This window comes from Aquimarina litoralis, from assembly GCF_039523995.1.
GTDB lineage: Bacteria > Bacteroidota > Bacteroidia > Flavobacteriales > Flavobacteriaceae > Aquimarina > Aquimarina litoralis.
In genome coordinates, this window is the sequence record NZ_BAAAGE010000002.1 from 1,027,762 (window position 1) to 1,047,361 (window position 19,600).

Genomic DNA, 19,600 nt, shown 5'->3' on the forward strand with positions numbered 1-19,600 from the left:
AACGCAACAACGTTGCAATTATAAAAATAGTAGTATATTTGCCGGGATTTAAATGTGCACTTCAGTTGAAATTATTAGACATACAAAATAACTCAGACAAATTGGGTATGTTGGCTAGCAGCCTTTGCCTAATACATTGTATCGCTACTCCTTTTTTATTCTTAGCGCATACCGCTTCACATGCTGCAGACCACCATGGTTCTAAACCTCTATGGTGGAAAAGTATGGACTTTATTTTTCTGGCATTATCATTTATTGCTGTATACCGATCTACTCAGACCACAAGCAGACCCATTATGAGATATCTTTTTTGGAGTCTATGGGGAATTTTATTTGCTAGTATACTTAATGAAAAACTCGAACTCATTCACTTAGGAGAAAGTATAATATATGTCGTAACACTTTCTTTGGTCGCTTTGCATTTTTACAATCAAAAATATTGTAAATGCGACGATGAAAAATGTTGTGAAAATTAATGGATATAGGATTATGAGTACAATAAACAAAGAAGAAATAGAAGCTATTGGTGATGCGCACGCTTCTAGTGCTACGGAAACTCCGTTGCGAGCGGATGCTTTTGACAAAAGTGATGATGAAAAAATAAAGAACATACAACATCATTTTGCAGAGATCATGAAAGAATTGGGTCTGGACTTAACTGATGATAGTCTTTCTGGAACTCCTTATCGGTTTGCAAAAATGTATGTAAAGGAACTTTTTTATGGCCTTAATCCAGCTAATCGACCGAGAACTTCAACTTTTGAAAATAAATATGGGTATCAGAAAATGCTCGTAGAGCAAAATATTAATATCGACTCTTCTTGTGAGCACCATTTTCTTCCCATAGTTGGGAATGCGCATGTGGGATATATCCCAAAAGATAAGGTAATAGGATTATCAAAAATCAATCGTTTAGTTGATTACTATTCACATAGGCCGCAAGTACAGGAAAGATTATGTCTGCAGATATTAAAGGATCTACAAAAAACCTTAGGTACCGATGATGTTATTGTTGTTGTAAATGCTAAACATCTATGTGTTTCTTCTAGAGGAATCAAAGATAAAAACAGTTTTACCACCACTATCGAATTTGGTGGCAAGTTTGCTGATCCTATATACCGAAATGAATTTTTAGGAATTATAGCAAAAGGTGATAATTAATTTATAATGAAACGAATACTAAGGATATATAGATTTTTAATACATAAAATTATTGCTATGTATCTATTCGCTACTAATATTTATAAGTCACAAAATTCACCAGAAAGTAAGACATCTTTTTCTTGTGAATTTTGTGGTTTACTATATAAACCTCCTCCAGCTTAACTAATCTATATTTTCTATAGAATTACTGGTTAATTCTTAAAAAAATTACACACAACTCATAAACTCTATACTACTCTATACTATGCTCACAGCAATAAATCTCACCAAAACATATGGTAAGCACCAGGCTCTTAGTGATTTAAATTTATCCGTTAATAAAGGAGAAATTTTTTGTCTACTTGGTCAAAATGGTGCAGGTAAAACAACTACCATCAATCTATTCTTAGGTTTGATTGAAGCCACCAGTGGTACAGCGCAAATAAACGGGGTGACAGTAACTCCAAATAGCAATAAAACTACCCAGATGATTGCCTATATTCCTGAGGTAGTTCAACTCTACGGAAATTTATCTGGTCTAGAAAATCTTAATTTTTTTAGTAGACTCGCCGGTTTTAAATATTCTAACTCTGAACTATCTAATTTTTTAGTGAAAGCAGGTCTTCAGGAAAGCGCTCATCAAAACAAGCTTGCATCTTATTCCAAAGGTATGCGCCAAAAAGTTGGTATTGCCATTGCACTTTCCAAAAACGCGGATTACATATTCATGGATGAACCTATTTCTGGTTTAGACCCTAAAGCCACTTTAGAATTCACTAAAATATGTAAAGAACTAAGCAATGAAGGTAAAGCAATTTTTATGGCTACTCATGACATCTTTAACGCTGTTAATGTAGGTACTAAAATTGGTATCATGAAAGAAGGAAAACTGGTACATACCTCAAACACCGATGCTATCACAGCAGAAGAATTACAGGACTTATACCTAAAAACTATCTAAACGTAAAACAAATCAATTCACACAATGAAACTTTTTAAATTATTACCCAAACTATTCTTTCTGATTTGTAGTTGTGCTGCCTTTGCACAAGTACAAGTAACAGGAACCATCGTCGATTCTCAAAATACACCCATCGTAGGAGCTACCATTTCTTTAGAAAGCAACGCAAATACTTTTGGAAAATTAACAGATGGTTCTGGAAAATTTGAAATCGATGCTCCTTCGGGAAATTATAAAATCGAAGTACGTTATTTAGGTTTTCAGGCGTATAAGAATACCATAGAAATTGGTAGCACTTCTTCATATGATGTAGGTACTATCCAATTAGAAGAAGGAACAGAACAGCTACAAACTGTCGAAGTTGTAGGGCGTGTTAGAAAAGATTATAACAGTGATTATTCGTTTTCTGCTACCAAAATCGCGATTAAAAATAAAGAACTGCCACAGGTAGTAGCTGCAGTAACCAAGGAACTTATTGCCGATCGACAGGCATTTCAATTACCTGAGGCAGTAAGAACGGTTAGTAACGTTGCTATCACTGGTTTGTATAACCATTATAACATTAGAGGTATTACACAGGCAGATGATGGCCAAGTACTTAATGGTATGCGAACGCGTCAGTACTACTTTTTACAACCAATCACCTCTCACTTAGAACGCGTAGAAGTGATCAAGGGACCTTCATCTGTAACATTTTCTAGTGCTGATCCTGGAGGAACTGTAAATATGGTAACTAAGAAACCATTAACAGAAAATTACAATGAAGTATCTGTATCTGCAGGTAGTTTTGGAACATTAAGAGCCACTGCAGATTTTACAGGCCCTTTAAACGATTCTAAAACGTTATTATATCGTTTTAATGCAGCAATTCAGGAAGCTGATTCTTTTAGAGACATCGTAAACAATAATGCTATTTTAATTTCTCCATCTTTAAGTTATATCCCTAACGAAAGTACTTCGCTTAATGTAGAAATGATTTATAATAATGCTGAAGGTAACTTGGATCGAGGTCAGCCAATTTTTGATGCTGTTGATGATAACTATGATCCAAACAGTACACCAACTACTTTAAATCCTGGTGCAATTAACGACTTCTACAAAACTAAAGAATTCATATTTATGACGAGCTTTAGTAAAAAGTTTACGAAAAACTTTGGTTTCAATGCTCAGTATATGAAGCAAACTTGGGATGAAGATTTACAAGAACACAGAGCGGATGCATTCCGTCAGGCGTATGACATTAATGGAGATGTGGTTCCTAATCTTGTAGCTATGAGATACGCTGAAAGACAACAAAACTGGAATACTGATAATTTCAGTGGATTTTTTAATTACGATATAGAAAAAGGAAATATCACTAATAAAATTTTAGTAGGATATGATGCTTCCAGATGGGAAAGAAGAACCGGTGGAGCTAATAGTTCTAGAGATTATTTACTAAATGATGGATCTACAGCTAGATTTAGACCTGGAACAAGTGACCCTAATGATTTTCAGCAAACTGCAGATGGATTATTAGTTCCTGCCGTTCCACATTTAGACTTAACAAATCCTTTTAATGGAATAAGAAACACCAGTAATTATGTGCTTTCACAATTTGAAATTCCTGCAAACTTAACAACTTCTAATGGTGTTTACATTCAGAATCAGTTTAAGATTGGGAGGCTTTCGGCTTTAGTAAACTTACGATATGAATGGTTTAAAGATATCTTTGATTATGAAGGTGATGAACAAGAGTTTACTACTAATGCTTTTGTACCTAGACTTGGGGTAACTTACGAGGTTACTGATGACATAAGTGTTTATACAACATATTTAGAAGGGTTCCAACCGCATACCAATACAGTATCGTTATCCCCTTCTGCAGAAGGATTCTTTTGGTCTGCATCACCTGGTAGATTCGATCCATTAGAAAGTAGTTTAATCGAACTAGGTGCTAAAGGAGAATTTTTAAACGGAAAAATATTTGCCAACTTAGCAATCTTTAACATTACTCAAAAGAATATCTTACTTGGAGACACTTTTGATTTAGATAACTTAACCACAAGAGGAGAACAACGAAGTAGAGGTTTTGAGGCGGATATTTCGGGTTATGTATTACCAAATTTCCAATTAACAGCTTCTTATGGTTATACGGATGCCACCATTGAAGAAGATGCCATTGCAGAATTTGTGGGACAACGAATTGGAGGTGCTCCTAAGCATAATGCTAATTTTTGGGGTAGATATGATTTCACCACTACTCCACTATTAAAAGGAATAGGAATTGGTTTCGGTGCTCAATATGTAGATGAAAGATTTACTTGGTATAATCCTACTTATAATACTAGTAGAGTATTATTGCCAGAATATACAGTATTTGATGGAGCTATTTATTACAAGCCAAACATCATAAATATGCAGTTAACTTTAAAAGTTAATAACATCTTTAATGACACATATTGGTTAGGTGGTCTTAGTCCAAATAGATTAGGACCTGGTGCTCCCAGAAACTTTTTGTTAACCGCAACCTATAAATTCTAAAAAGATGCAATGGGCTAATATTCGATTATTCGCAATTCACTTTTGGCGTAATGCGACTACTCCCAAGACTTTTTATGTATTGTATTCAATTTTTATACTACTAACAGCGTATTCCGCTGTTAGTGGTATAAACAACTATATCACGCAAAATGAGATTCGACAAGAACATCAGGAAAAAGCGCGACAAAGTTGGGAAGCTAATCCAGATAAGCATCCGCATAGAATGGCACATTTTGGAACTTTTGTATTTCGGATCCCTTCAACATTAGGAATATTTGATTATGGATTAGAAAGTTTTACTGGGAATACAGTTTTTTTAGAAGCGCATCGACAGAATAGTGTTAATTTTTCTGAAGCTACATTTTCTACAGGAATGTTACGATTCGGCGAGTTAAGTCTTGCTCTATTATTACAATTGGTATTACCTATTATTTTATTTTTTATTGGTTTTTCTGGAGTTGCAAGAGATAAACAAAACGGAACTTTGAAAATACTATTATCTCAAGGAGCTCGCTGGAAAGAGATATTATTTGGGAAATCTATCGGTCTTTTTATGATTTCTTTATTGTTTTTTGCACCTATCCTATTATTGGTAATTATTGCTCTGTTCTTTTTAGAAAGTCCAATATCTCCAAACTATCGATGGTTACGTCTCGGAATCATTGGGCTAAGCTATTTGGCTTTCCTATTTACCTTATCTGCTATCACCATTGCCATATCTACTTCTAGTAATTCTCCTAAAAACGCACTGTTGCGTTTATTAGGTATTTGGTTACTCTTGGTTATTTTATTACCAAAATCTGCGCAAGCTATGGGAAACTATTGGTTTCCTACACCAAGTAAATTAGCTTTTCAATCCGCTATTGAAAAAGAAGTTATTAAAAAAGGTGATAGTCATAATCCAAATGACCCTCATTACAATGGTTTAAGGGATTCTGTATTAACCGTTCATAATGTTAGTAAAGTTACCGATCTTCCTTTTAACTATTCGGGTTTTGTAATGCGCGAAGGTGAGAAAATCACTTCGGCTCTTTACAAAAAACATCAAGCAAGATTGGTTGATATTTATAAAAGTCAAAATGATGTCACGAAATTTTCATCCTTTATCAATCCGTTTACTGCAATCAAATTAGTATCCATGACCATGTCTAGTACGGATTTTTCATCGTACATGGATTTTCAGGATAAAGCTGATGACTATCGATATACATTAGCGCAAACCATGAATGAATTACAGATGGAATATATCAGTCCAAAAAAAGAAAGTGGTTCTGAAGGAAAAACACATGTAGTAGATCACGAGCATTGGGAAGAGTTTGAAGATTTTAAACACGAGCCCATAACTTTTTCTAAATCTATGAATGAAGCGCTTCCTGCCCTACTATCCATTATTTTTTGGACAATAGCTGCAATCGGGTTATTGGTATTCACTTCTAAAAGAGCAAGAGCCATATGACATTATATAAATTATTATTTCAGCAATGTATTCGATCCAAAGAAGTTTGGATAAGCCTTGTACTACTAATTTTATTAGGTGTTGTAGGAATTATTATTGGAGATAAACATCTTAAGAGACAGCAAGATGCGATTACCGAAGTAAAAGAATACCAAGAGCAACACTTTGATCGACAAGTATCTTTGCATAATGATGATTTAGGTCTCTTATTATATTATGCCAAGTTTGCTTATATAAACTCATTAGACCCGCTGGCAGGATTATCCATTGGACAATCTGATGTTAATCCAACCGTAAAACGAATTACAATTAAAACTTTTGAGGCACAAAAATATGATACCGATCTCATAAATCCTATGAACCTGCAATCTGGTAATCTAGATCTTTCTTTTGTGATTATTTATCTTTTTCCGCTACTCGTAATTGTTCTTAGTTTTAATGTCCTTTCTGAAGAAACAGAAACAGGAACCTGGAGACTTGTCGCCATCCAATCTAAATCGAAACTTGGTTTTATTATTTCCAAGCTTCTGATTAGGTTCATCTTATTATCCATAGTGCTAATTGTTCTGTTTACGATTGCTAAATTAACTCTCAACCTACCATTGAATCTACATTTTTTTTGGATGTTTGGTTTATCCTTACTTTATGTTGTTTTTTGGTTTACGGTAAGTTTTTTTATTATAAGTTTTAAGAAATCTTCTGGATTTAATGCCTTATTACTTTTATCAGTTTGGTTGGTATTAATCATCCTTGTGCCATCAGGAATTAATGCCTATGTTTCCTCTAAATACCCTTTACCAGAAGCATTAAGTACTGCTATAGCACAAAGAGATGGTTATCATGTAAAATGGGATACTGACAAAAAAGAAACTATAGAGAAATTTTACAAACATTATCCTCAGTTTAAGAAGTATGGATATCCAACGGATGGTTTTAATTGGTTATGGTACTATGCTATGCAACAAATGGGAGATGATGATTCTAAAAAACAAAGAGATGCTTTTAATGAAAAAATTAAATTGCGCGAACAAACCAGTGACCAAATTGCATCTATAATTCCAAATATGCATTTGCAATTGGCATTTAACCAACTAGCAGGAACCAGTATGAACCAACAAATGGGATACTTGAATGCTACCGATGAATTTCATGAAAAATTACGTTTATTTTTCTATCCAAAGATATTTGAAGGCAAATATGCTGAGACTATAGATTGGAAGCAATTTGTTCCTGAATATTATACCACAAAAACGTCATTGAGCCCTATAAAAGGTATAGCTCCTTTACTTATTGCATCGATATTGATGATATTAATTTCGATACCCATGACAAAAAAATTGTAGCTAAGATCATTCAGGTAACACGCCTACACTCATAAGTGTTTCACCTTTATTAATCGGTGGAGTACCAATCATATAAAGGATTACTCCACTTTCTGAAGCTATTATTTTTTCTAAGGTATTACCAAAAAAATCAGTTGTATAGCCCATAAGTTCTCCTTTTTTAATAAGATCACCGGCTTTTTTTTCTGTGTAAAAGAGGCCGGTTGATTTACTTTTTAGAGTTACTCTTTTTGCAATAATTGTTGGTTTTATTTTAGATTCGGAGGATATACCATCAAACATTTGCAAATGTTTTAATAAAGAAATCATACCATCTACAATTCTTTTTGTTTCTACTTTACCAGGAATACCAAGTCGACCGCACTCTATATCTACTGATGGGATCTTACGATGAAAAGCTTCTTGAGAACAATATATACTCGGAGTTTTAAGTCTCTCTTCTTTGATATTAAAAATTATAGAATAATCAAATCCCATAGCTAACGCCATTTCTTTACCTTTTCTAGAAACTTCAGGTAACGCGTCACTCTGATACCAAGCATTATAAGCGCGTAAATCTTCAGGAGCATCTCCAGCATGCATATCCACAAAAAAGTCAGATTTAGCTATTATATCAGTCGTAATCATATGCGCGATACGTTGAGTAATTGTTCCATTGGGATCTCCTGGGAAAGAACGATTTAGATTTTTTCCATCCATAGGATTTACATAGGGACTTCTTCCTAGAAAAGCAGGTACATTGGCTAACTGGACTAAAATAATCGTCCCAGACAATTTTTGAGGGTCTATTTTCCTATTCAATTCTTGGGCTGCTAATATCGGAGGATATTCATATCCATGTACTCCTGCTGTTATTCCTAAAACGGGTCCAGATTTTATGCCATGAAATATAGTAACAGGTACAAATGTGCTATCCTTATCAGATCTTATAGGAACTTTAATATGACTTTTGGTTCCTGGATCGATTGATTTATTTTGAAAAGAAAAAGGACTTTGTGCTAAAGCATGAATATGTAGTATTACAAGTAAACTTATGGAAAATGCTCTTTTCATAAAGATATATTTTAGCATCTAAAGGTACTAGTTTTATTGGCTAAAACTTAGAAATAAAAGCGCTCATTTTTTAACATTAACAGTTGAGATAACGACCTATATACTCATAATAAAACAGAAAGATTCTCTCTATTAAAAAGAACCTTTCTTTATTAGAAAATCGAATCCAAATTGATTTATCATGTCTATTGTTTACGCTCCTTTTCCAAACATGATTAATATTACTTCTACTGCCTCATCCTTTTCATTCCACCATTTATGATTCACATTGGCAGGAATAAAAACTGTGTTTCCTTCAGACACCGTTATTCTTTCCCCGTCTACTTCTCCCTCAATAGTACCTTTAATGGTAACTCCTAACATGGGAAACGGAGCTGCTTGTTCTCTAGCATCATCTCGTACTCGTTCACCTGGTAAAATTCTGTACCATGCTGTTCTTAAACCTTTTTCATAATAAAAAATTGTAAAATTAGAACCATGTGCCTTTCTAGTGGTACTCTCTTTAAAGGGAATGATTTCAGGAAACCCTTTTGTCCAAAAATGAAAAGAAAAGGCATTAAGATTACTATCATCAATTTCTGATGGCGTAAACCCATCCATTTCTCGTACACTCATTGGTGTATAATCTCCTGCAAATGCTTTTCCTTGTGCAGTTAACGCATTGATTGCACCAATATGAATTGCTTTTAAAGTTTCAAATTCTATGGAGTATACATATGTTGGTTTTTGAGGCAAACCTTTTTCCAGAGTCACTCCCCATTTCTCTTTGGTTTTCTGACCTGTAATCTCTACGGTCCAAGAGCCGTAATCGGGTACTTCAATTCCAACAACTCTGGGTTCTGACGCATATCGATCTTTTGTATAATCGTCTACAAAAGACCTCAAAATTAATTCAGCATCATTATCTGTAATATAGCAAGAGTGCACGAGTCCTCCATTAGAAATTGAATTCTCGGTAGCTAGCAAATTGTAAACACCTATCAATGATAGTACGGTAAATAAATAAGTTTTTAATGTTTTCATTTGATTAATGATTTTAAAATTCCACAAGGCAAATGAATACAAAAACAACTGAAAAAATCAGTATTTATAGGGGTTTGTGGGGAAACTACAAGTTTTAGGGGTTAATTCGCAATAGATTTAAGATGTTCTCATAATACTTTTCAGAAACTGGAATTTCATCTTCGTAATCCAGAAGCTTTATAATAGTATTTCTTCGCTTATCATTTTTAATACTAAAGGAATTTATGTTCACTAAATATCTTCGGTGACAACGATAAACTGGTGATATTGGATTTACTATTTGATCTTCTATATTCTTTAGACTAGACCTGAAAACAACTTTTTTGCGAAGTCCATCTTCTATTTTATGAATATCTACATAATTATCATCACTTCTTATGTATAAAATCTCATTAAGACTTAGATCTAACTGTTTTCCATTGGAAGAAGTTATGCGATACGTTTCTTTTGAAGATATAGAAGCAATACTCTGACGATTGAAATAACTAAAAATCCCTACAACAAAAAAAGACACAATAATACCTATACCTAAAAGTCTGCCTATTACAAGGAAATATTCTGTAAAAGTAAAATCTCTAAAACCTCCCAAAAAACTCTTGTATAAGAACATTACTCCTCCGACAAAAAGTATTACCAAGGAATACCACAACAGTGCTTTAGCAATATTCCATTTTTTGAAAACGTTATTAAAAATCCGAGGAATCAAAAACTCTATAAAAAAAATAGCAGAGGAAAAAACAACTCCCATACTGATAGCAATAAGATTATAATACCAAATACCATTTTGATTAATTATATTAAATGGTTTAAAGAGAATAACGAATACACTGGCCAAAAATCCTATAAAAAACACCCAAATAATATTTCTGGTAGTCATTTTTGGCCTTGGAAAGGGAGTTCGAAATAATTTAAACATTAGAATTGCTATTTGCCATTTTCCATTCTTTTGCAACTTAGAATATATTTTGTGCCGCAATGAAGATAAACAACAATATATTAATCTTCCAAAAATGCATATTTTAAAAACCTTTCTTTATAATAGAACAAGCCAAATCATTTTACAACAAATAAGAGAATAATTCTCCCAAAACACATAAATCATTCTTGGCATACAAATTGGTATCATGGAGTGGTGTTATAAAATTATAACATTAGAGTTCTTATTTTAAAAAAATAAATATCTTTAACCCAGTTAAAAGACCTAATTATGAAAAAACTATTACTAGTAGCTGTTCTTATGGCCACGACTGTTGCTTTTGCCCAAAAGAGAAAAGATCAAGAAGGAAGCATCAAAAATCTAAAAGGAATTTCTGAATACACACTTGTATTTAACTATGACAACCTTAAGGTTCATAAGTTCGATACTGAAGAAGAGTTCCTAAAAGATAAAATGGAAAAAAGAGAAAAGAAACATCCAGGAGAAGGAAGAGGTGAAAAATTCAAAAAATCATGGTTTGGTGATAGAGAAGAAAGATACGAGCCAAAATTTATTGAATCTTTCAACAAACGTTTTGAAGATGGTGAAGTAAAAGTTGGAAAAGACCTTTCTAGTGCTACGCATACTATGAAGGTAAAGACAACTTGGATATATCCAGGTTACAATGTTGGTGTTTCTAGACAGCCGGCAAAATTAAATGCTACTATTATCGTTTATGAAACTGCAAATCCTGATAAAATCATATTCTCCACTAATTACATAAAAGTTCCTGGTGGAGGTGCTTTTGGAAATGACTATAACTCTGGTTATAGAATTTCTGAAGGATATGCTAAACTTGCAAAAGAACTTGCAAAATATATCAAGAAAAAGGCGAAATAAACATTTATTCGACATAAAGGAAAAGCTGTAGTAAGAGGTTACTACAGCTTTTTTTATGGCATTTTTTTGATCACTTTGTAAAAAACAATATATGTAAAATGAATAATATGTTCGATTAAAATTATTGATAACATTAAGATTATAGATCATGATCTAGCTTAGAAAAGAATATGGCTTAAAACATTTGAGTTATCACTTCTGTTATTTTAATAGCAATCTCAATTATATAATTCCGAATACATCTATAAACTCCAAAAGTCTTAATAAAGTTGAATTTTACGTTTCTTTATTTAGAAAAAAATCAATAAAAAAAACCTGTAGCACATGCTACAGGTTTTTCAATTAAATAATTATAATTTCCTACTTAATTGATCGTAGAAAATTGGATTGTTTCTGTGTTTTCAGAAGTATCACCTTTCAGTACTAAAATATAGTTCATCATTGGTTGAATGTTTGCTTGTGCCGCCATATCTATTGTAAGTGTATTACAACCAGGATCTAGACTATCAGTCATTAATGGTCCTACTGCATTACCTTCCATTGTATAAATTTCGCATGTTACAGTTTGTGCTCTATCTACTTTAATATCTACATTCATTTGTCCAGTTCTGCTAACAGGTACTGGGAATGCAGTAGCCTCAAAAGCACTACTTAAACAAGGATCTGATGTTACCGATACAGTTATCGTATCTTCTACAGTACAACCGTTTTTGGTTACAGTAACGCTATAGGTAGTTGTTTTCGAAGGTGAAACATTGATCGTATTTGTAGTCTCACCTGTAGACCAAACATAAGAATCTACATCACCAGATACCGTAGCGGTTAGAGGAACCTGAACAGTACCATAATTGATCGTAATGTCATCTCCAGCATTTACTGAGATCTCCGTTACCATAACTGCTACCTCATCAGAAGCTTCACAACCATTTTGAATAACCGTTACTGAATATATAGTATCCACTAAAGGAGCAACAGTAATAGATCGTGTAGTTTCTCCAGTAGACCATAGATATGCATCTGCAATTCCAGCATCTAACTGAACTGTTTCTTCTGCACAGATATACTGATCAGCTCCTAGATCTACGTTTGCTTCATTAACAAATACTGTTACCTCATCTGTATTTACACAGTCTGCACAATTCGAAACTGTAACTGTGTAGGTAGTATCGTCTGTTGGCAATACCGTAATACTAGAAGTTGTTTCTCCAGTAGACCATAGATATTCTACACCATTGGTTTGTATATCAACACATTCTCCGATATTGATATTAAAATCTCCAAAAGAAGTAGGATCTCCTTCAATATTAAACCATCCAGAACCTCCATAAACTGCTGGAGTATATTCGAAAGTATTTGCTCCATTTCCTAGCTGAAATGCTTCTCCTCTTCTAGAGATATCATAACTTAAAGATCCATTAATTTGAGTCACCGTACCACTTAGCTCCGTATAATACACCCAACCTGTTGGATCTTCTGTTTGACAAGAACTAGCTTTTGGACTTCCCACTGGTGGTACTGTCGTAAAACCTGTAAAAGTAGCATCTACCATAAAAGAAGTATTGGTAGAATTATATTCAAAAACTTCTCCTTTTAAAGTTGCAGTTCCATCTGCATTCTCACTCCAAAGTAAATCCACGTTTCTAAACCATAATCTCTTTCCTTGATCATTTATAAATACTACAAATTGATGATGTCTTCCCCTACAATAATCTGTGTCTTTGATACTATATCCAACACATTCTTCACACTCACCTTCTCCTGTAACTTCAGCAGTTAATGTAATTTCATCTCCTTTACACATAAATTCATCCGTACCTGCATCTACAATCAATACTTCAACTTCTTCAATTGTAAACGTACCAAGATCAACTGGGCAGTCTTCATTACCCCAACGTACCCATAAGTTATAATCTCCAACTTCTAAATCATTAAAACTATAAGAACCTGAATCATCTGGTACTTCAGTATATGTAAGACCTCCATCAATGGAAAATTGAATATGTGTACGATCATCAGTATCCTCAAAAACAAGTTGTATATTTCCTGTTGGATTAGTACAGTCTGTATTGGTAAGAATTACTTCGGCAACAGGTGCTTGTCTTACACGTAAATCTACACTGTTAGAATATACATATTCTCCACACTCTTCGCTTTTTGCCGCTCTTCTATACCATAAAGAACCTGACTCAATTCTTGGTGGTAAATAGTTTATTCCGTTTGCCCCATCAATATCTTCCCAGGCTTGTCCTTGTTCTCTTTTTACCTGCCACTGATATACCACTGTTAAACCAGTTTCTTCTGCAAGGTCAGTTCCTGTTAATTCATCTGGATCAAAAGCTTCGCAGTTGATTTGTGTTTCTTCTATTTCTCCTCCATCTTCAAGCTCGTTCTTATATGTTACTGTAACAACATCTGTTGCTTCACAATCGTTACAATTTTTAACCGTAACTGAATATTCCCCAGCTTCAGTCACAGTAATACTTGGTGTATTTTCACCTGTTGACCATAAATATGTTAGATCATTTTCATCTGTAGCGATACAATCACCAAAATTAATGTTGAAATCACCTCTATTATATGTTTGATCAGTTGTATCGAACCATCCACAAGCACCAAATTTACCTTTTTCAGCTTCTGTTTGATTTGCTCCATTACCCATTTGGAATGCTGGTCCTCTTCTGGATAAATTAACAGACCAAGAACCATCTGTACTTTTTACTGTACCTACTAATCCTGTGTAGTATATCCAATCAGAACTATCCTCATCATTACAGATATGATCTTTTGGACTATCGGCAGGTGTATTTACTACTTTTCCTGTAAATAAGGCATCTACTTCGTATGTTTTTTGTTCTAAAGTGTGATCATACACTGTTCCAGAAAGTTTAGCAGTACCATCGGCAAACTCTTCCCACTGAAGGTCTACATTAGAAAACCATCTTGGATTCGTTCCATCTGTTAACCACATCACATAATTTTCATTTCTATTACAGTGATCGGTATCTAAAATAGTGTATCCAATACAATCGCTACAATTTTGATTCCCTTCTACAGTTGCTGTTAAGGTAACTTCCTCACCTTTACAAATTTCTACGTCTTCTCCAGCATCTACAGTAATCGTTTGATCTTCAATAGTTACTACTCCTAAATCAACAGGACATTGATTATTACCCCAACGTACCCAAAGATCATAACTTCCTGCTCCTAATCCTGTAAAGGAAAAGATTGCAGAATCGTCTGGTACTGTCTTATAAGTTGTACCTCCATCTTTAGAAAATTCGATATGAGTTCTTCCGTTAGTATCTCCAAAAGTGAAAGTAATGCTACCGTCATTCTTTTCACAATTAGCATTCTTTACACTAACATCTACATTTGGCACTTCTTTTATATGAATATCAACTACATTAGAATATTTGTAAGTATTACATCCTTCTATTTTTACAGCTCTTCTGTACCAAACCGAACCAGAATCTCTAAATGGAGGTTGGTAATTTTTAGCATTAGCTCCTTGGATATTTTGCCATTGTCCTCCGATATTCTCTTTTATTTGCCATTGGTATTTCACATTTCTTTGATCTCCACTACTTACTGCAGTACCGATAAACTCTTGTGGCGTAAAACCACCACAGTTCCACTGTGTTTTTTCGATCTTACCAGCATTCAACTCGCAGTTGTTATAATGAAGAACTTTCACTTTAAATTTCTCCCAAGAACCTATTCTTGATCTGTTACAGATCATCGGTTTCTTACCATTTTCAGAAGAAACATATTTACCATTACTTCCTTTTAAGGCAATTCTACCATTTCCTAACTTAACAACTTTAAACTTTTGCCAAGCCCAAACGTTATTTACGTTGCAATACATTCTTTTTTCTCCATTTTCTGAAGAAAGGTATTTCCCATTGTTTCCTTTTAAAGCAATTTTACCATTTCCAGCATCTACTACTACAAATTTTTCCCAAGAACCAATTCTAGTTCTATTAGCGTTAATAGGTTTCTTTCCGTTCTCTGAAGAAACATATTTACCATTATTGGCAATTAATACGATTGTAGCTCCAATAGGAACATCCGTATACGTTTCAAAAGTTTCAAAAGCCTTTTCTTCGGTTTTGGCTTGTGTGGTTAAAGACACAAAACATAACAAGACTAGTAATATACTAGTCATATTACGCCTTTTTGATTTGTACTCTTCTAAAGTAATTTTCATCATAAGGTTGGTTTTTGTTAATGATTTTAAGTTAGTTTGTCTGTACATAAATTATGCTCTACATGTAAAAAATGAAGAGTAAAAAATGTAATAATGAAAATTGGAAATACAGTGAAAATCTAAAAACTAAGCACTAGTTTTTAATGTTATGCTAAAGCAATAACATAATGAAGTTTTACCCCTATCCCCAGCACAAATATTATAAATTATGATATGTCTGAGAAGAAAAAAAAACGAAAAACGTTGAATAACAGATTCCTCCTATAAAATGTTAAAATTTCTTAATAAGTGTTAAATTGTAGTATAAGACTTACTTTTCTTAAAAAGATTACACTTCATCGAAAAATATCACTCAAACATCTAACTCAAAGGTTATTATTGGACAGTCTATGCGAAAAAAGCCATCAAAACAGACTCAAATAACTACAAAAAAGAAAAAAGTGATTTGAGGTATTCAAATCACTTTTTTATCTCAAATGAGAAACCTGTATTATATTTTTACCAATTTGAAACTTCGTATTTCGCTTCCATTATATAATCTCAAAAAATATATCCCAGTTGGGTTTTTACGCATACTAAATTCGAGTTCTTGTTGTTTTGAATCTATCATTTTATCCAAAACCACTTTTCCAGCAACATCAATGATTCTATATCTAAAGTAATCATGTTCTATCGGTAGTGTTATATATGCTTTATCCAAAAAAGGATTTGGGTATATCACAATGTCCGTTTCTACATCAGAAACCTCTGATGTTCGGTTTTGATCGCATGATCCTACTATAAAATCATGTTTAGTAGCTGCGGTGTTATTTTCTCCTCCAGTTGGAAGACTATAAGTATAGTAGAAATAAATCTGCTCTCCACTAGTGGCATTGATCTGAAAAGGTACATTAGGTGTTACCAAATATCCTGGATATGGGCCTGAAGTATTTGTACTATAATACAAAATACAAATTCCATCGCCTACACCAGCAATCTCTTGTATAAAGGTAATCGTAGGATTAGATGTATCTAATGAAATTTCATAACTATATTGGTTGTTAGCAGCTAATCCGGTACAATTATCAACTGTAATTATCTCAGATTCTTTAAATTCTAGATAATTCACATTTAAACCATTTGAATCGAAAACTAACCTTAACTCATGATTCCCTTCTGTAATAGTAATATCATTTACAGAAACTGTCTCATACTGTTGCCAACTTCCTGTATTGGGCACTGATATAACATCTGTAATGGAAACACCATCAAGTTCTAAATGAAACTGACCATTCCCATTAGGTGAAGCTACACGAAAATCTATATCATAATTGGATGAAGAAGCTGTAGCAGAAACATCGTAGGCCAACCACTCGCTTGCTCGTATCCAACCAACATTATACGATCCTCCTAATACGTCTCCAGTATTTTCTATATCTACATCATCCTGCCGATATGCTCCACCGGTATTTCCTGAGGTAAGATCATGATATCCGACACCTTCTCCTCCTTCTTTGTAATCCTCTGCCTCAAGTATTCCAGGAATCATATGATCATTATTTGGAGGAACAATAATTTCATCACCATCCGTTGTTAATAATGTATTTGCCGGAACAACAAATGAATCTATCTCTATATTATCCTTAAATACAATACATGTCTGATCTATATTTTTAGGATTATACACTACATATGTTATCTTTCCACCTTTCTGAAAAGTACTACTTAGCGGTAAACTTAGTCGATAATTTGATTGTCTTAATCCAAGGTTTTGAGAATTATGAGCATAGTAATATGTTAAGGCACTTTCATTAGAATTATGAGCGACACCATATTCTTGAGATCCTACTGCACTATCCCAAAACTCATCAAACTTACTGGTAACGCCCTCTGGATCAAAAAATAGTTTAAAACCCCAACAAACATTCATCCAGTCTCCACTTAAATTCCCTAAATCACTCTCCATATTATTGATAATCGGATCTACCAAAGCATTTACTTCGTTTGTCGTTAAGAAGTCATTCCAAAAGCTATATGCTGGTGTAATTGGCAACCATTGTATACCATGAATATAAGTGTCTTGTGCACCAAAAAAAGTTCCATAAACGTATCTATTCATCTCTAAAATACCTACTATAGGTTGCTCATATCCGATTTCTTCAAATACACCACTTTCATTATACCAATAATCAGCTATGGCTCTTCCTTCCATTACATATCCATAGGCTGCAGCATCTCTCATTTCAACATTTTCAGTTATTTCTCCTGTCATAAACATTCCTGCCCAAGACTGCATTGCTTCTGAAGTAGATTCTTGATTGTTTCCAATAGCGTTTCCTAAACCATTTGCAAAAGAATGCCCCATCCAAGGACTAAAAGTTCTCAAATAAGGAAAATCTGTATCATTTCTATCCCAATTAGCATATGTTTTTATAACTTTTGTAAGCATAGGCCAATATGCATCCATTGATCCTGGTTCTGCCATTTCTAATAATGCTCCGGCATGTGCTAAATATCCATAGTGAAAATGATGATCGGTAAAAAGTCCAGAGAAAAATTCCTCGTTAAATCCTACTAATCCTTTCCACGCTGGATAGTATGCATAGTAAAAAGATGTCTCCCCTGGTGTATAAGTAAGCCAGTCATATGTTCTCTCTTTTGCAAAATTCAATAAATCTTGATAGTCTGGATGGCTGATTTCTTTGGCAATAAGAACATATTTAATTAGTTGGACCAAATATTTTCCTCCCCAATATGTGCCATCAGCAAAATTATCTCTATCTAGACGAGCATTATAATTATCGATCATTTCGATCAATTTAGCACGCTCATAAGGAGTTATATCATTATTATCAGTTATAGGTTCATTAAAATGTGGTAAAAGATTAGCATTAAACTCATAATTAAAAGAAAAACTAGTTCCTTCAGCTAATTTTAATGTTCCTCTAGGTGTAGCGCTATATTCTCTATTATTAAGAAACGAAAAATTGTTTGCGTTTCCTCTATAATGATGTGGTATAAAACCTTGTAAAACATTAGGCTGACTACCAATAATATTTGTTTTTTCAACATTATAAATAACATTTACTAAACTATTCTCTGGTTGATATTCATATGTCGCTATTGTATTCACAGGTTTTGAAAAAGCATAATCATGTAAAAAATTTAGATCTGATATTTCTGTTAATGCAGAAAAAACGATGTACTTACCATTACTATTTACTAGTTCTAGATCTCCTTCTATCCCATTTCTTGGAATGATGCTCGTACTTTCGGTAAGGTGGACGCCGTATAAATTTCCATCATATTCGATAATAAATCGATCTAGGGTTGCAGGAAAAACAAGCGTATTTCCATTAACATCGTAATAATTTCTAACACCAGTATGGATAGATTGAATAACAGCATCAAATCCATTTGGTTTTGTCCAGACAAATGGCATTCCTTGTGCTAAAGTAACATCAATGGTCTGATTATTGGTTGTACTTTGAACTTCTAAATCTACATGCCAATCAGACCAGTTTATCGCTGATGTTTTGTTAGCTGTAAAACCATTTCCAGTTAAAGTCACCAAATAATCAACACTAACACCAACACTTTCATTACCTCCCCAGTCTTTTGCGGTTCTATGACCAATTTGATATCCATTATCATTTGCTCTTGATAATAGTGGGTATGTCCACAGATTTCCTCCATTTCGGGATCCATCTGCATTTTCGTTATACAAAACACTCGTCCACCAATCATTTGTAGGTATTGGCTTTCCTATCATATCAGGACCGAGATCTAGTGTAGGGTTTAGCGCTATACTCTGAAATGTTCCATTTTCGGGATCGTTTCCTATATATTCATGAGAAGGAGGATATTCTGCATAGGATCCTGCTCCCACGGGAACTACATTTTGGGAATAAAGCTCTGTATATGGAAATACTAGATATAGTAATCCCAATACTATTTTGGTGCATATTATGGTTTTATTCATGAGTATGGTATTTGTGTGAATTCTTAATGAATATGATATCTTGAGTTTTTATGTTGGTATTCATAAATATTGCATATAGAGTCTAATCTCATCAACAACTTCTTAAAAAGTATT

The 19,600-nt window shown here is 33.7% G+C and carries 12 protein-coding genes; 7 read left to right on the top strand and 5 right to left on the bottom strand.

All coding sequences use genetic code 11. The features are described 5' to 3' along the window. Positions 1-38 precede the first annotated feature (38 nt). From ABD077_RS13625 to ABD077_RS13650, 6 genes are all read left to right on the top strand, one after another. Positions 39-476 (top strand): MerC domain-containing protein, encoded by a 438-nt coding sequence (locus tag ABD077_RS13625; RefSeq protein WP_343912839.1) that lies wholly within the window; start codon positions 39-41, stop codon positions 474-476. A 13-nt stretch (positions 477-489) separates the two neighbouring features. Further along, the gene (gene folE / locus ABD077_RS13630) at positions 490-1,161 is read left to right on the top strand and encodes a GTP cyclohydrolase I FolE (protein WP_425545863.1); all 672 of its coding nucleotides are present in this window, start codon (positions 490-492) and stop codon (positions 1,159-1,161) included. Between the two features lie 247 nt (positions 1,162-1,408). Next, positions 1,409-2,104: an ABC transporter ATP-binding protein gene (locus ABD077_RS13635; RefSeq protein WP_343912840.1), complete on the top strand. Its 696-nt coding sequence runs from the start codon at positions 1,409-1,411 to the stop codon at positions 2,102-2,104. 24 nt (positions 2,105-2,128) lie between these two features. Beyond that, the gene (locus ABD077_RS13640; RefSeq protein ID WP_343912841.1) at positions 2,129-4,627 is read left to right on the top strand and encodes a TonB-dependent receptor domain-containing protein; all 2,499 of its coding nucleotides are present in this window, start codon (positions 2,129-2,131) and stop codon (positions 4,625-4,627) included. A gap of 4 nt (positions 4,628-4,631) precedes the next feature. Continuing rightward, the gene (locus ABD077_RS13645; RefSeq protein ID WP_343912842.1) at positions 4,632-6,083 is read left to right on the top strand and encodes a DUF3526 domain-containing protein; all 1,452 of its coding nucleotides are present in this window, start codon (positions 4,632-4,634) and stop codon (positions 6,081-6,083) included. Further along, the gene (locus ABD077_RS13650) at positions 6,080-7,426 is read left to right on the top strand and encodes a DUF3526 domain-containing protein (RefSeq protein ID WP_343912843.1); all 1,347 of its coding nucleotides are present in this window, start codon (positions 6,080-6,082) and stop codon (positions 7,424-7,426) included. Before ABD077_RS13645 ends, ABD077_RS13650 begins: the two co-directional genes overlap by 4 nt. 6 nt (positions 7,427-7,432) lie before the next feature. On the opposite strand, the gene ABD077_RS13655 is transcribed toward ABD077_RS13650, so the two are convergent. From ABD077_RS13655 to ABD077_RS13665, 3 genes are all read right to left on the bottom strand, one after another. Further along, positions 7,433-8,479 carry a succinylglutamate desuccinylase/aspartoacylase family protein gene (locus ABD077_RS13655; protein WP_343912844.1) on the bottom strand — a complete coding sequence of 349 codons (1,047 nt, stop codon included), beginning with the start codon at positions 8,477-8,479 and terminating at the stop codon, positions 7,433-7,435. A 192-nt stretch (positions 8,480-8,671) separates the two neighbouring features. Then, positions 8,672-9,502, bottom strand: a complete 831-nt coding sequence (locus ABD077_RS13660) for a cupin domain-containing protein (protein ID WP_343912845.1) — start codon at positions 9,500-9,502, stop codon at positions 8,672-8,674. Between the two features lie 94 nt (positions 9,503-9,596). After that, on the bottom strand, positions 9,597-10,418 hold the full coding sequence (locus tag ABD077_RS13665) for a LytTR family transcriptional regulator DNA-binding domain-containing protein (protein ID WP_343912846.1): 822 nt from the start codon (positions 10,416-10,418) through the stop codon (positions 9,597-9,599). 291 nt (positions 10,419-10,709) lie between these two features. On the opposite strand from ABD077_RS13665, the gene ABD077_RS13670 reads away from it, so the two are divergent. Next, positions 10,710-11,318 (top strand): hypothetical protein, encoded by a 609-nt coding sequence (locus ABD077_RS13670; protein ID WP_343912847.1) that lies wholly within the window; start codon positions 10,710-10,712, stop codon positions 11,316-11,318. Between the two features lie 364 nt (positions 11,319-11,682). On the opposite strand, the gene ABD077_RS13675 is transcribed toward ABD077_RS13670, so the two are convergent. Both ABD077_RS13675 and ABD077_RS13680 read right to left on the bottom strand, forming a co-directional pair. Next, complete coding sequence (locus ABD077_RS13675) at positions 11,683-15,528, bottom strand: hypothetical protein (RefSeq protein WP_343912848.1); 3,846 nt, start codon at positions 15,526-15,528, stop codon at positions 11,683-11,685. Positions 15,529-16,015: 487 nt separating this feature from the next. Beyond that, positions 16,016-19,486, bottom strand: coding sequence for a glycosyl hydrolase (locus ABD077_RS13680; RefSeq protein WP_343912849.1), 3,471 nt, complete (start codon positions 19,484-19,486; stop codon positions 16,016-16,018). Between the last annotated feature and the right edge of the window lie 114 nt (positions 19,487-19,600).